Source organism: Pseudomonas sp. PDM16 (genome assembly GCF_014851865.1).
Lineage (GTDB): Bacteria > Pseudomonadota > Gammaproteobacteria > Pseudomonadales > Pseudomonadaceae > Aquipseudomonas.
This window is the reverse complement of the sequence record NZ_JACVAM010000001.1, coordinates 466,137-480,132: the sequence shown is the minus strand read 5'-3', so window position 1 is coordinate 480,132 and position 13,996 is coordinate 466,137. Positions and strand designations below refer to the sequence as shown.

General features: G+C 68.5%; 7 protein-coding genes and 1 pseudogene. 3 read left to right on the top strand and 5 right to left on the bottom strand.

Going from position 1 to position 13,996, the window contains the following annotated elements:
• Positions 1–4: 4 nt before the first annotated feature.
• From IB234_RS24305 to IB234_RS02110, 5 genes and pseudogenes are all read right to left on the bottom strand, one after another.
• Positions 5–334, bottom strand: a pseudogene (locus tag IB234_RS24305) (PAS domain-containing protein); the annotation flags it as partial.
• Positions 331–2,586 carry a putative bifunctional diguanylate cyclase/phosphodiesterase gene (locus IB234_RS02125; RefSeq protein WP_192313102.1) on the bottom strand — a complete coding sequence of 752 codons (2,256 nt, stop codon included), beginning with the start codon at positions 2,584–2,586 and terminating at the stop codon, positions 331–333. The pseudogene IB234_RS24305 and the gene IB234_RS02125, both read right to left, overlap by 4 nt.
• A 163-nt stretch (positions 2,587–2,749) precedes the next feature.
• Positions 2,750–3,043, bottom strand: coding sequence for a hypothetical protein (locus IB234_RS02120; RefSeq protein ID WP_192313099.1), 294 nt, complete (start codon positions 3,041–3,043; stop codon positions 2,750–2,752).
• Positions 3,044–3,146: 103 nt separating this feature from the next.
• Positions 3,147–4,277, bottom strand: a complete 1,131-nt coding sequence (locus IB234_RS02115) for a PilT/PilU family type 4a pilus ATPase (RefSeq protein WP_192313096.1) — start codon at positions 4,275–4,277, stop codon at positions 3,147–3,149.
• Positions 4,278–4,380: 103 nt separating this feature from the next.
• Entirely contained in the window at positions 4,381–5,118 is a 738-nt protein-coding gene (locus IB234_RS02110) for a Bax inhibitor-1/YccA family membrane protein (RefSeq protein WP_192313093.1), read from the bottom strand.
• Positions 5,119–5,228: 110 nt separating this feature from the next.
• Here IB234_RS02110 and recC point away from each other — a divergent pair, with 110 nt between their 5' ends.
• From recC to recD, 3 genes are read left to right on the top strand one after another with little or no spacing between them, the layout of a single operon-like run.
• A complete protein-coding gene (gene recC / locus IB234_RS02105) occupies positions 5,229–8,489 on the top strand; it encodes an exodeoxyribonuclease V subunit gamma (protein WP_192313091.1) in 3,261 nt (1,086 codons plus the stop codon).
• Positions 8,486–12,169 (top strand): UvrD-helicase domain-containing protein, encoded by a 3,684-nt coding sequence (locus IB234_RS02100; protein WP_192313089.1) that lies wholly within the window; start codon positions 8,486–8,488, stop codon positions 12,167–12,169. Before recC ends, IB234_RS02100 begins: the two co-directional genes overlap by 4 nt.
• Entirely contained in the window at positions 12,166–13,995 is a 1,830-nt protein-coding gene (recD, locus tag IB234_RS02095) for an exodeoxyribonuclease V subunit alpha (protein ID WP_192313087.1), read from the top strand. The genes IB234_RS02100 and recD overlap by 4 nt, the downstream gene beginning before the upstream one ends.
• The last annotated feature ends 1 nt before the right edge of the window (position 13,996 follow it).

Genomic DNA, 13,996 nt, shown 5'->3' with positions numbered 1-13,996 from the left:
GATACTCCACTACCACGCCGTTGCGCACCACGGGGGTGGCGAAGGCGCTGACCCAGTAGTGGTCGCCATTTTTGCAGCGATTCTTCACCACACCCATCCAGGACCGTCCCTGCTTCAGGGTCTGCCAGAGCTCGGCGAACGCCGCAGGTGGCATGTCCGGGTGGCGAACCCGATTGTGGCTGTGGCCGAGCAGTTCGGTCTCGCTGTAGCCGCTGATGGTGACGAAGTCGGGATTGACGTAAGTGATGACGCCTTTCAGGTCGGTGGTGGAGAGAATGTTGGCCCGCGGGTCGACCGCCACCTCGTGGCGGGTGATCGGCAAGTTGATCTTCATATTTGTCTTTCCCGTCGAGAAGTGAATGAGCGAGGCTCGGGCATCAGACGCCGGAACCCATCGGCGCCTCTCTCTTCGCCAAAGAGCTGAACCAGCTCTGCCGCCGGTCGCGGTCGACTGAACCAGTAGCCCTGGGCCAGACGGCAGTTCTCCCCCAGCAGGAAGTCGAGCTGCTCGGCACGCTCCACACCTTCGGCCACTACCTCCAGGCCAAGACTGCGCCCCAGGCCGATGATGGCCCGGCTGATGGCCAGCGACTCCGGGTCCGCTCCGTCGATGAAGCTCTTGTCGACCTTGAGGATGTGCAGCGGAAAGCGTTTGAGGTAGCCCAGCGAGGAGTACCCGGTACCGAAGTCATCCAGTGCCAGGCGTACCCCGAGGCTGCCCAGCTCGCGCAGGGCGATCAGGGTGGCGGTGCAGTCGCGCATCAGCTGGCTCTCGGTGATTTCCAGCACCAGGCTGTCAGGTGCCAGGCCGGTATCCATGAGGATGTCGGTGAGTCGGGCAACGAAGTCGTCCTGCTGCAGCTGGCGGCTGGACAGGTTCACCGAGCAGCGCAACTGGTCGTGGCCCGCCTGTTGCCAGGCCCGAACCTGCTGACAGGCCTGGCGCAGCACCCAGTCGCCGACCCGCAGTATCTGCCCGGATTCCTCCAGCGAAGAGATGAATTCCTGCGGCGGAATCAGCTGGCCGCCGTGGCGCCAGCGCAGCAGGGCCTCTACGCCGACCAGATAGGGACCGTCCTGTTCGATACGGCAGATCGGTTGGTAGTGCAGGATGAACTCGTCCTGTTCCAGGGCCTGGCCCAGGGCGCTTTCCAGCTCCAGCTGGCGTCGCGCGGCCGCCTGGAGTTCCTGGCTGTAGCGGGCGAACTGCGCCTTGCCGGCCTGCTTGGCGCGATACAGGGCCAGGTCGGCGGCTTGCAGCGCCTCGGAGGCGTCGGCGCTGGCGCGTAACGGAGCGACACCGATACTGGCGCTGACCACCAGCGTGTGTTCGCCGATGTGCATCGGGTGATAGAGGCCGTCGAGCATGCGCTGGGCCACCTGTTCGGCGTCAGCGATGCAGGCCAGGTCAGTGAGCAGCACGACGAACTCGTCACCGCCGAAGCGGGCCAGATGGTCGCCGGGCCGCAGGCACTGAGACAGCCTGCGGCCAACCTCTACCAGAACCTGGTCGCCGGTGTGGTGACCGAGGCTATCGTTGATCAGCTTGAAACGGTCGAGGTCGACGAACAGCAGCGCGGCGTCGCGGGCGCCTGGCTTGCGCAGCTGCTGCAGGGTCTGTTTGAGCAGTTCGTCGAGGCGCAGACGGTTGGCCAGGCCGGTCAGCGGATCGTGGCGGGCAGCGTGGCGCAGCTGCTCTTCCACCGCCTTGCGGGCGCTGACATCGGTCTGCGAACCGGCCATGCGGCGCTGGCCATCCTGGTCGTGCTCGACCACACCGCGAGCCAGCACCCACAGGTAGTCGCCGCTCCTGCGGCGGATGCGGTATTCGTGGTGCAGTAGCGCAGTGCGGCCGCCCAGATGACCGTCGATGGCCTGGCGCAGGCCCGGCAGGTCATCCGGATGGACGCGGGAGAACCAGGCAGCACAGCCCTCGCCGAGGGCGTCCCGGCTCAGGTCGAGCATCTGCGCCCAGCGCTCGGAGACGTACAGGCGATCATGCTCGAGATGCCAGTCCCAGAGGCCATCGTTGGCGCCGCGCAGTGCACGTGCGAAGCGTGCTTCGCTGTCTTCCAGGGCGCGACGTTGAGCAGCGCCATAGGTATCGATGGCTAGGGTCATGTCGAAGAACACGGCCTTGAGCAGACTGGCAGCGGTCGCGGCCTGGGGATGATCGCCGAACAGCGCGTCGTTCATCTCGTCCAGGTACAGGCGATAGGCGGCCAGATACCACTTCGGTTCCACGCCTACTACCTGGTGAATCAGGCCGATGCGCAGACGGCCGTTCAGATACTCCCGGTCGAAGGGGCCGCGCCACAAGCGCTCGTAATACTCCAGCTGACTGTGCTTGAGGCGTGCCAAGGTGCTCTCTTCGTTGATCAGTCCCGCGGGTCCGGGGAAGGCGCCCAGGTGTTCGTAGAGGCGCTCGACGAAGCGCTGGTGTGGCTCGGTCATGTCGTTGGCGGCGCGGGACAGGCGCAGGGCGTCATCGCGCTGCCAGTCGAGCAGGCGGTGGCGCTCATCGACCTCCTCGCGGTCCAGGCCGATGCGGCGCATCAGCTCGATCAGGGTTTCCTCGGATGTCATGGTGTTTCCCTTCCACTACCTTTTTGCGGGCACAAAAAAAGCGCCGGACGGCGCGTTCGTGAGAACGGGCGTCGCGGCGCTTCGTCTTGCAGGCCCGTATGTCCTGCCCGGCAAAGCCGGTCTCCGCCACCTGGCGGAACCTGGGGTGTAAGGGGGTTCTACCTCATTCCGGAGGTGCCGACAATTCGACCAAGAGTAATTCCAGGCGCCGTCGCAACTGGCCGAGCTCGCGTGAGCGGAAGGCGTGGCGGGTGCGATCCAGGATGGACACGGCATCGCACAGCGCGGAATGGACGCGCGCGTCGGTCCCCAGGCGCGAACCTTCCAGCCAGCGGCAGAGTGGGGCGTGGCTGCAGTCGAGCGGGTCGGCGATCACTTCGCAGTCGGGGTGCAGGCGGCGCAGCTGAGCGGCCTGGTTGGCATCGCTGCACACGAGGAGTGGAGTAGGGCTGGGCATGGTGATCCCGGGGGAGAGGCTGATGCGTCACCTTAAACGATGATGGCCATTCGCCATTGATCCGTGTCAAGCGCCCGTGATGCGCGGCTGCCCGTTTATCGACTCAGCCGTCGCGCAGTACCTTGCGTTCAGCGTCATCGGCGGAGAAGCCTCGTTCGAGTTTGAAGCGCAGGCTCAGATCGGTGCGCGAGTCGGCGAACTTGAGTGCATCGGCGAGGCTGATGCGGTCCTCCTCAAGCAGCAGAAAAAGGTGCTGGTCGAAGGTCTGCAGGCCGTGTTCGGCTGCGCGGGCGATGGCCTCGCGCAGCTGGTCCAGTTCGTCACGCTGGATCAGGTCGCGGATATAGGGCGTGCCGAGCATCATTTCCACTGCGGCCACACGTTTCTGCTTAAGCCCCGGCACCAGGCGCTGGCCGACCACCGCCAGCAGGTTGTGGGCGATATCGGCCAGTACCTGCTTGCGCGCCTCGTCCGGGAAGAAGCGCACGATGCGCTCCATGGCGTGGCTGCTGGTGGTGGCGTGCAGGGTAGCCAGGCACAGGTGGCCGGTCTCGGCATAGTGCAGGGCGTGCTGCATGGTGGCGGCGTCGCGAATCTCGCCGAGCATGATCACGTCAGGTGATTCGCGCAGCACGTTGTGCAGGGCATCGGCGAAGCTATGGGTGTCGAGACCGACCTCACGCTGGTCGATGATCGACTTGTCATGCTGGTGGAGGAACTCGATGGGGTCCTCGATGCAGACGATATGGCCGTCGCGGTGGTGGTTGCGGAAGTCGAGCATGGCCGCGAGGGTGGTGGACTTGCCGGAGCCGGCGGCGCCCACCACCAGGATCAGGCCGCGATCCTGCATCACCAGTTTGCCCAGCAGCTTGGGCAGGCCCAGGGCGTCGAAGCCGGGGATCTGGCTGCGGATCAGGCGTACCACCATGGCTACCTCGCCGCGCTGGTAGTAGATGTTGACCCGGAAACGCCCGCTGCCCGGCAGGCTCACCGCCAGGTTGAGTTCCAGGTCGCGCTCGAACTCCATCGACTGCTTCTGGCTCATCAGCTGGTAGGCCATGCGCTGCACGTCACCGGCGACCAGCACTCGCTCGTCCATGGGCTGACTGCGGCCTTCCACCTTGGCGTGGGCTGGTGCGCCGACGCTGAGGAACAGGTCCGAGGCGTTGCGCTTCTGCATGCGTTGCAGGTAGTCGTAGATGTCCAGGGTGTCGGGGGCGTTGGTTTCGTGCATCGGCTGACTCACCACTAAAGGTCATGGCAGAAGAATAGCCAGTGCGGTGCGCCCCTTGTTGATCCGGGACAAGTGCCCGGCGGGGCGAGCCGCCGAAGGCGGCTTAGCGTCGCAGCTTGGCCAGCAGACGGAGGATTTCCAGGTACAGCCAGACCAGGGTCAGCATCAGGCCGAAGGCGGCGTACCACTCCATGTATTTCGGGCACTGCTGCTCGACACCCTGTTCGATGAAGTCGAAATCCAGCACCAGGTTGAGCGCGGCGATCACTACCACGAACAGGCTGAAGCAGATACCGAGCACGCCACTCTCGTGGATGAAGGGAATCGACAGGTCGGTGAACAGGCGCAGGCCCAGGTTGACCAGGTACAGCAGGGCGATGGCGCCGGTGGCGGCGACCACGCCGAGCTTGAAGTTCTCGGTGGCTCGAATCAGCCCGCTGCGGTAGGCGGCCAGCAGGCAGAACAGGGTGCCGAAGGTCAGCGCCACCGCCTGCACGACGCTGCCCGGGAACTTGGCCTCGTAGAACGCCGAGATGGCGCCGACGAATACACCCTCGACCAGCGCGTGCAGTGGCGCCAGGTAGGGCGCGGTGCGCTTGGCGAAGATGATGATCAGCGACAGCACGAAGCCGCCGATGGCGCTGCCCAGCACCCAGGGCATCAGGCCGGCGGCGGCCTCGGGGTTGCTGAAGTAGCTGTTCCACACCCAGACCGCCGAGATCAGCGTCAGGGCCAGCAGCATCGCGGTCTTGTTGACGGTGCCGCCGAGAGTCATCGGGTCCGCGGATACGTCCAGATTGCTGAAGGCTTTTTCGGATAGCGAGGGATTGCCAGATGCCATGTTGCGCTCCTTGCGTCGTTGTTATGTTGGCGCTGGCACGGTAGCAAAAAAGCCGCATTCCCAGTGCTTCTTGTTAACCTTGCCGGCAGTCCATTCACCGACACTCTTCGATGCTCAGTCTGTACCACGCCCCCGACCTGGAAACCCTCGGCCTGCTGGCCTGCAAGCTGCTCGCCCAGCCGCAGGCGGATGTGCTGGCGCCGGCGCGGGTGGTGGTGCCGAGCCAGGGCATCGGCCGCTGGCTGACCCTGCAGCTGGCACGCGAGCAGGGCATCGCCATGCACCTTGAAGTGCAGCTGCCGTCGAGCTTCGTCTGGGCCCTGGCGCGCCAGGTGCTCGGCGCCCTGCCCGAGCAGTCGGCGTTCAATCCCCAGGCGATGACCTGGCGCCTGTACGACTGGCTGTGCGAGCCGGCCAACCTGGCCCGCGCCGAGCGCCTCGAACGTTATCTGCACGGCGGCGACGAACGCCGCCGCCTGGCCCTGGCGGCGAAGATCGCCGACGTGTTCGACCAGTACCTGCTCTATCGCGACGACTGGCTGGCGGCCTGGGAGCGTGGCGAACTGTGCGAGCTGGGACCGGACGAAGCCTGGCAGGCGCTGCTCTGGGCCGAGCTGACCAAGGACGGCCACCCGCACCGCGCGCGCCTGCTCGGCGAGCTGCTGGCGCGGCTGCATGCCGATCAGCCCATTGCCGAGATGCCCGAGCGCCTGCTGGTGTTCGGCATCAGCTCGCTGCCGCCGCATCACCTGCGCGTGCTGGAAGGGCTGGCGCGGCACACCGACGTTATCGTGTTCGCCCTCAATCCCTGCCGCGAGGCCTGGGGCGAGATTCGCGATGTGCGCGAGCTGGCGCAGTCCGAGGTCAGCCCGGACGACTGGTACCTCGATGTCGGCCATCCGCTGCTGGCCAGCCTGGGCAAGCAGGGCCGCGACTTCTTCGACAGCCTGCTCGGGCAGATCGCCGAGGAGCACGGCATCTACCCGCAGGACAACGAGCTTTCCGACGACAGCCTGCTGCACGCCCTGCAGCAGGACATCCTGCGCCTGCGCACCCGTACGCCCGAGGAGCGCCTGAGTCTGCGCGCGGACGACCGTTCGCTGGAGCTGCATATCGCCCACTCGCCGCTGCGCGAGGTGGAAATCCTCCATGACCAGCTGCTCGCCCGCTTCGCTGCCGACCCGCAGCTGAGCCCGGATCAGGTGGTGGTGCTGACCCCGGATATCGAGCGCTACGCGCCCTATATCGAAGCCGTGTTTGCCCGCCGCGAGGGTGCGCCCTATGTGCCCTACAGCCTGGCCGACCGCAGCCTGCGCGCCGAGACGCCGCTGATTGAGGCCTTCCTCGGCCTGCTCAGCCTGCCGGAGAGCCGCTTCGCCGCCGAGGAAATCCTCGCCTGGCTGGAGCAGCCGGCCATTGCCCGTCGCGCCGGCATCGAGGCCGAGGACCTGCCACTGCTGCGCGACTGGCTGCGCCAGGCCGGCGTGCGCTGGGGCCGTGACGGCGGCCATCGTGCCGCCCTCGACCTGCCGGCTGACGATGCCTTCACCTGGCGCCAGGGCCTGGATCGCCTACTGCTGGGCTTCCTTGCGCCGCCGCAACTGGCCGGCGATGGCGTGCCATTGCTCGGCGACAGCCTGCCGCTGGATGCCCTGGAAGGCGCCCGCGCGCAGCTGCTCGGGCGCCTGTGCGCCTTCGTCGAACAGCTTGCCGGTCTCGCCGAACGCCTGCAGCGCGCCCGTCCGCTGGCCGACTGGGCGCTGGACCTGCAAGGCTTGATCGACGCGCTGTTCGATGAGCGCGAGTCCGGCGACACCCTGCTCCTGCTCAGCCAGGCCTGCGCGGCCCTGGCACGCCAGGCCGAGGACTCCGCCATCACCCGGCCAGTGGAACTGGCGCTGGTGCGCCAGCAGCTCGGCGCGGCGCTGGAGAGCGGCAGCGGCGCCTCGGGCTTCCTCACCGGCGCGGTGACCTTCTGCACCATGGTGCCGATGCGCAGCCTGCCGTTCCGCCAGGTCTGCCTGCTTGGCCTGGACGACGGCGCCCTGCCCCGGCGCACCCCGGCCGCCGGCTTCGACCTGATCGCCAAACGCCCACGCCGTGGCGACCGCGCTCGGCGCCTGGACGACCGCTACCTGTTCCTCGAGACCCTGCTCAGTGCCCGCGATGGTCTGTACCTGAGCTATGTCGGCCGAGACCCGCGCGACAACGCCGAGCTGCCGCCCTCGGTGCTGGTCAGCGAGCTGCTGGAGGCGGTCGATCTCACGAGCATTTCCGCAGGCGGTAAGGCCAGCGCGCAGATCATCATCGAACATCCGCTACAGCCCTTCTCCCCCGGCAACTTCGAGCAGACGGGCGCGCGGCGTGGCTTCGCCTCGCCCTGGTTCCGCGCCGCCCAGCGCCTGGCCGAGGCGCCGGCGGCCAGCGCGCCGGCCTTTATCCAGCGTCTGCCGGAACCCAATGCCGACTGGCTGGTGATCGAGCCGAGCCAGTTGCTCTACTGCTTCAAGCACCCGGCGCGCTTCCTGCTGGAGCAGCGCCTGGGCCTGCGCCTGGCCGATGCCGACGAGGCCATCGCCGCCGATGAACCCTTCGCCCTCGAAGGTCCGGCGCGGCGTGGCCTGCGCCAGCTGGCCCTGCAGGCGGTGGAACGTGGCTGGTCCGAGGAGCAGGAGCGGCGCATCGCCCGCGCCGCCGGCTGGCTGCCGCCCGGCGAGTTGGGCCATGCCCTGTGGGGCAAGCAGCGTGGCCCGGTGCGTGCTTTCGCCCCGCGCCTGTTCGAAGCGCGCCCGGAGGAGGCGCCGCAACCGTTGCTGGTGGATATCGAACTGGCCGGCGTGCGCCTGCATGGCTGGCTGGACGGCGTGACTTCCAGCGGCCTGTTCGACTGGCGCCTGGCCGCTCCCGGCGCCTGGGACCTGCCCGGCTTCTGGCTGCGCCATCTGCTGCTGAATGTGGCCGCCACGCCGGATATCGCCCGCGAGAGCCTGCTGGTGTCACCGGCCGGTGACTGGCAACTCGGTCCGCTGAGCGATGCCCAGGCGCTGCTGGAGCCCTGGCTGGCCGCCTACCGCGAGGCGCTGTGCGAGCCGTCGCCCTTTATCACCCGCAGCAGCTACGAATTCGCCAAGGCGCTGGTCACGCCCAGCGCCAAGAGCCGCAAGGAACCGCTCGACGCCGCCCGCGACAAGGCCGAGGCCGCCTGGCACGGTGCCGAATTCAGCCCGATTCCGGGCGAGATCGACGACCCCTGGTACGCCCTCGCCTTCCGCCAGCGCGAGCCGCTCGATGCGCGCTTTGAGGCCCTCGCCGAACGCCTGCTCGGCCCCGGGCTCAAGGCGCTGGCCAGCGCCGAGGAGGACGCCGAATGAGCGGCCTGAACCTGCACGACTCGTCCTTCGCCGGCCGCTCGCTGATCGAGGCCAGCGCCGGTACCGGAAAGACCTGGACCCTCACCGCGCTGTACGCCCGCCTGCTGCTGGAGCAGCAGCTGAGCGTCGGGCAGATTCTGGTGGTCACCTACACCACCGCCGCTACCGCCGAGCTGCGCGAGCGTATCCGTGCACGCCTGGCCGAGTTGCTGACGTTGTACGAGGGTGGTACGAGCGGCGATGACTTCCTCAATGAGCTGCATCGCCGCCATCCCGGCGAGGCGGCACGCCGCCGTCTGCTGCTGGCCGTGCACGGCTTCGACGAGGCGGCGATCTTCACCATCCACGGTTTCTGCCAGCGCGCCCTGCAGGACTCGGCCTTCGAGGCCGGCGGCGACTTCGACGCCGAGCTAACCCAGGACGACCGCGAAGTGCTCGACGCCCTGCTCAGTGACGCCTGGCGCCATGTGCTGGCCGAGGCCGACCCGGCCTGGGCGCGCTTCCTGGCCAAGCAGCGCATCACCCCGACGACCCTGCGCCAGGCCCTGCGCAGTCATCTGGGCAAGCCCTACCTGCGCATCGAGCCGCGCGAGAGCGTGGGTGAGAGCGAGCTGAATGCCGCCAGCGCCGCCTGGCAGCGCGCCGCCGAGCTGTGGCGGGCTGAGGGTTACGCCTGGGTCGAGGTGCTGCGCGAGCACGGCGGCCTCAGCCAGAGCACGCACAAGCTGGCCAAGCTGCCGCTGTGGTCGGCCGAGCTGGATGCCTACTTCGCCGACCCGGCGGCGCTGTTCGAGGCGCCGGACGGCCTGGCCAAGCTGGGCGCGGCCGCGCTACTCAAGGCCACCAAGAAGGGCTTCGACGCGCCGCAGAGTGGCGTGGCCGAGGCCCTGGATGCACTGGGCGAGGCGCTGGCCGCCGCCGTGCCGGCCGGCCAGCAGAAGCTGATCGCCCTGCAGGTCGAGCTGCTCGACCGCCTCAATGTCGAGCTGCCCAAGCGCAAGGCGACGCAGCGCCTGCTGGCCTTCGACGACCTGCTCAACAATCTGAACCAGGCGCTGCAAAGCGCCGCCGGTGATGATCTGGCCACGCGCCTACGCGAGCAGTACCCGCTAGCGCTGATCGACGAATTCCAAGACACCGACCCGATCCAGTACGCGATCTTCGACCGCATCTATCGGTATGGCGGCGACCTGTGTTTTGTGGGTGATCCCAAGCAGGCCATCTATGCGTTTCGCGGTGCGGACCTGGCCACCTACCTACAGGCGCGCGACGCTGCCGAGCGGCAGTACGATCTGCCCTTCAACTACCGTTCCACGCCCGAGCTGATCGCCGCGCTGAACCAGCTGTTCGACCGTCCGCAGCCTTTTGCCGAAGAGGGACTGGTCTATCCGCCGGTCAGCGCCGGCAAGAAGTCGCGGGCGGCGCTGGTGCTGCCTGAGCAGGACGGCAGTGCGCCGCTGGGCCTCGTATGGCTCGGCGACGAGGGTATGAACAAGGCCTGGGCCGGCGAACTGGCGGCGCTGGACACGGCGCGACGGATCGCCTCGCTGCTTGCCGCCAGTGCGCAAGGTGTCGCCTATTTCGAGGAAGAAATAGAGCCGTCGGAGTCCGTGCAAAGCGTCGCGAGCCCCGTGAGAGCAAGTCAGGCCCGGAGCGACGAACGAGACAGTACGAATAGTACGGCGAGTTCGGAGCGAGGACCTGGCGCAGCTATCGCGGGGCGCAGCAGCTTTAAGCGGACTCCGCTTAAAGGCGGCGATATTGCGGTGTTGGTCAGCAACCACCGCGAGGCCGCGTCGGTCGCCGCCGAGCTGGCCGCGCGCGGCGTGCCCAGTGTGCGCCGTGGCCGTGACAGCGTCTGGCACAGCGAGGAGGCCGGCGAGCTGGCCGCGGTGCTGGCCGCCTACGCCGAGCCCGGTCGTGAGGGCGTGCTGCGCTATGCCCTGGCCACCCGCCTGCTCGGTCGTGATGCTGCGCAGATCGCCCGTTGCCAGGATGATGAACGCGCCTGGGACGCCGAGCGCGCTGCTGCTGAGCAGTACCACCAGCTGTGGCAGCAACAGGGTTTCATGCGGGTGTTCAGGGCCTGGCTGGACCAGGAGCGAGTGGCTGAGCGTCTGCTGGCCGGTATCGATGGCGAGCGGCGGTTGACCAACCTGCTGCACCTAGGCGAGCTGTTGCAGGCTGAGAGCCTGCAGCGTCCTGGGCTGGAGCCGCTGCTCGCCTGGTTCCAGGGCCAGCGCGGCAGCGAGGGCGCCGGCGAGGATGCCCTGCTGCGCCTAGAAAGCGATGCCGAGCGCGTGCAGATCGTCACCATCCACACCTCCAAGGGCCTGGAATATCCGCTGGTGTTCTGCCCCTTCCTGTGGGACGGCCGCTTGCTCGGCCAGCACACCGACAGCGCGCGCTGCCACGACGAACACGGCCAGCCGCTGCTCGACCTCGGCAGCGAGCGCCTGGACGAGCGCCTGCAGTCGGCGCGCCGCGAGAGCTTCGCCGAGAAGCTGCGCCTGACCTACGTGGCCCTGACTCGTGCCCGCGATCGCCTGTGGCTGCACTGGGGTCCGGCCGCCCTGCCCAAGGCCAAGAAGGACGGCTCGCTGCCCGACGAGGGCCTGCACAGCAGCGCCCTGGCCTGGCTGCTGCACGGCCGCGAGCTGCCCGGCGCCGATGCTCTGGGCGAACTGGCGCAGTATCTGTCGAGTCGCGAAGGCCCGGCCCTGGCCGCCGAACTGGATCGCCTGGCCGAGGCCAGCGCCGGGCTGATCGCCCGCCTGGCCCCGCTCGGCGAAGAGTCCCAGGCCGCCGGCGAGAGCCGCGCCGAAGCGCCGCAGGCGCTGCAGCCCTTCATCCGCAGCCTCGGCAGCGCCTGGCGCATCGGCAGCTTCTCCGGCCTCTCCGCCGGCATGCATATGGAGGCACCGGACCGCGACACCCTGGCCCTGGTCGATGCCAGCGAGCCGGGTGCCGGCTTCTTCGCTTTTCCCCGCGGCGCCCGCGCCGGTACCTGCCTGCACGCCATCCTCGAAGACTGGATGCGCGACAAGGGCAGCCTGGAGCAGCTGGTGCCGGCCGCGTTGCAGGCCCACGGTATCGACGCCGAGCTGTGGGGCGAGATCGCCACCAGTAAGCTGCAGGCGGTGCTGGATACCGATCTGGATGGCCAGGGCCTGCGCCTGTCGGCCCTGCAACCCAGTCGCCGCCTGCCCGAGCTGGGCTTCACCTTCCCGGTCGAACGGCTGGACGTGGAGCGCCTGCGTGAGCTGCTGGCCGACCCGGCCCACGGTTTGCCACCGGCCATGCGCCAGGCCGCCGAGCGTCTGCAGTTCGACGAGCTCAAGGGCTTTCTCAAGGGCTTTATCGACCTGACCTTCGAGCACGCCGGGCGCTGGTACATCCTCGACTACAAGTCCAACTGGCTCGGCCCGACCGCCGCGCACTACGGTGCCGAGCGCCTGGAGCAGGCCATCGCCGCCGAGCACTACCACCTGCAGTACCTGATCTACCTGGTGGCGCTGCGCCGCTTCCTGCGCACGCGTCTGGCCGGCTTCAGAGACGAGCAGCTGGGCGGCGCCTGGTACCTGTTCCTGCGCGGCATGCCGGCGGCCGGGGTGTATTTCGCCCGGCCCAGTGATGGGCTGCTGGATGCGCTGGACGCGCTGTTCGGAGGTGCGGCATGAGGCTGCAAGAACTGCCTCTCGGCCCGCTGGAGCGCGCTCTGTTGGCCAGCCTGCAGCGCCTGCAACCGCAAGCGCCGGAGGCTGTGCTGGCCTGCGCCGCCCTGTGCAGCGAGACCCTGGCCAGCGGCGATGTGTGCCTGCCGCTGGCGCGGGTGGCGGGTCGCCGGCCCTGGGCGGAATTCGACTTCGCCCTGCCGGCGCTGGCCGAGCTGCGTGCCGTGCTGGCATCTTCCGCGCTGGTCGGCACCCCCGGCGCCTTTGCGCCGCTGATCCTCGAAGGCGAACGGCTGTACCTGGCGCGCTATCAGGCCTACGAACAGCGCCTGGCCGAGCGCCTGCTGGTCATGTCCGCCGAGCGCCCCGAAGTAGATGAGACCCGTCTAGCTGAAAGCTTGGCGCGCCTGTTCGCCTTCAACCAGCAACAACCGGACTGGCAGCGCCTGGCTGCCGCCCAGGCGGTACGCCGCCGGCTGGCGGTGATCTCCGGCGGCCCCGGTACCGGCAAGACCACCACCGTGGTGCGCCTGCTCGCCGCGCTGCTGGAGCAACCGGGTGGCGACCGGCTGGCCATCGGCCTGGCCGCGCCGACCGGCAAGGCCGCCGCGCGTATGGCTGAAGCCATTCGCAACGCCAAGGCCGAGCTGCCGCTGGCCGACGAACTCAAGGCGTTGCTGCCGGAAGAGGCGCGTACTCTGCACCGCCTGCTCGGCAGCCGCGGCGACAGCCCGGCGGTGCGCCACGATGCAGCGCGGCCGCTGGCGCTGGACGTGCTGGTGGTGGACGAGGCGTCGATGGTCGACCTGGCGCTGATGGCCAAGCTGGTCGACGCCCTGCCACCGCAGGCGCGGCTGATCCTGCTCGGCGACAAGGACCAGCTGGCCGCCGTGGAAGCCGGTGCGGTATTCGCCGAGCTGTGCGAAGGCCGTGGCTTCGACGCTGCAGCGGCCGCCGAGCTGCAGCGCATCACCCGGCAGACGGTGCCGGTCGAGGCGCCACGTTCGGCGCTGGGCGACGCCGTGGTGCTGCTCACCCACAGCCACCGTTTCGCCGGTGACAGCGGCATCGGAGAGCTGGCGCGGCGCATCAACGGTGGGGATGCCGCCGGCACACTCAATCTGCTCAGAGAGAACCGCGCGGACCTGGCCTGGCAGGCCGAGCCGAGCCAGTCCGCGCTGCTGGAGCGCCTGGAGCGCGGCTACCTGCCCTACCTGCAGGCCGCGCGCAAAGGCGAACCGGCGGTGGCCTTCACCGCCTTCACCGCCTTCCGCGCGCTGACCGCCCAGCGCGAAGGTCCCTGGGGCGTCAGCGGGCTCAATGAGGCGCTGGAGACGCGCATCCGCCGCCGCTACTCGCTGGCCGAGCGCGAACGCTGGTACCCCGGCCGCGCGGTGATGGTGCGGCAGAACGACTACGCGCTGGGCCTGTTCAACGGCGATATCGGTATCTGCCTGGCCAGCGAGTACGGCCTGCGCGTCTATTTCGAAGGCGAGGAAGGCTTCCGCGCCTTCGCCCCGGCACGCCTGCCCAGCCACGACAGCGCCTTCGCCATGACCGTGCACAAGAGCCAGGGCTCGGAGTTCAGCGAAGTGCTGCTGGCCCTGCCGGAAAGCCCCAGCCCGCTGTTGACCCGAGCACTGTTCTACACCGGCATCACTCGCGCCAAGCACAAGGTGGAAATCTGGGGCCTGCCGGCGCGCCTGAGCGAGGCGGTGAATACCAAAGCCGAGCGGGCGGCGGGGTTGGCGCAGCGCCTAGGCGTTACCTTGGTCGAACCGTCGCCAGCAGAACTGTCGGCGCCGCCGCCGGGCCAGTTGGATCTGTTCTAGG

Bases quoted from the DNA above. Each gene is read 5' to 3' on its own strand.
- IB234_RS02125 (WP_192313102.1), bottom strand. From the start codon at position 2,586: ATGACATCCGAGGAAACCCTGATCGAGCTGATGCGCCGCATCGGCCTG.
- IB234_RS02120 (WP_192313099.1), bottom strand. From the start codon at position 3,043: ATGCCCAGCCCTACTCCACTCCTCGTGTGCAGCGATGCCAACCAGGCC.
- IB234_RS02115 (WP_192313096.1), bottom strand. From the start codon at position 4,277: ATGCACGAAACCAACGCCCCCGACACCCTGGACATCTACGACTACCTG.
- IB234_RS02110 (WP_192313093.1), bottom strand. From the start codon at position 5,118: ATGGCATCTGGCAATCCCTCGCTATCCGAAAAAGCCTTCAGCAATCTG.
- recC (WP_192313091.1), top strand. From the start codon at position 5,229: ATGCTCAGTCTGTACCACGCCCCCGACCTGGAAACCCTCGGCCTGCTG.
- IB234_RS02100 (WP_192313089.1), top strand. From the start codon at position 8,486: ATGAGCGGCCTGAACCTGCACGACTCGTCCTTCGCCGGCCGCTCGCTG.
- recD (WP_192313087.1), top strand. From the start codon at position 12,166: ATGAGGCTGCAAGAACTGCCTCTCGGCCCGCTGGAGCGCGCTCTGTTG.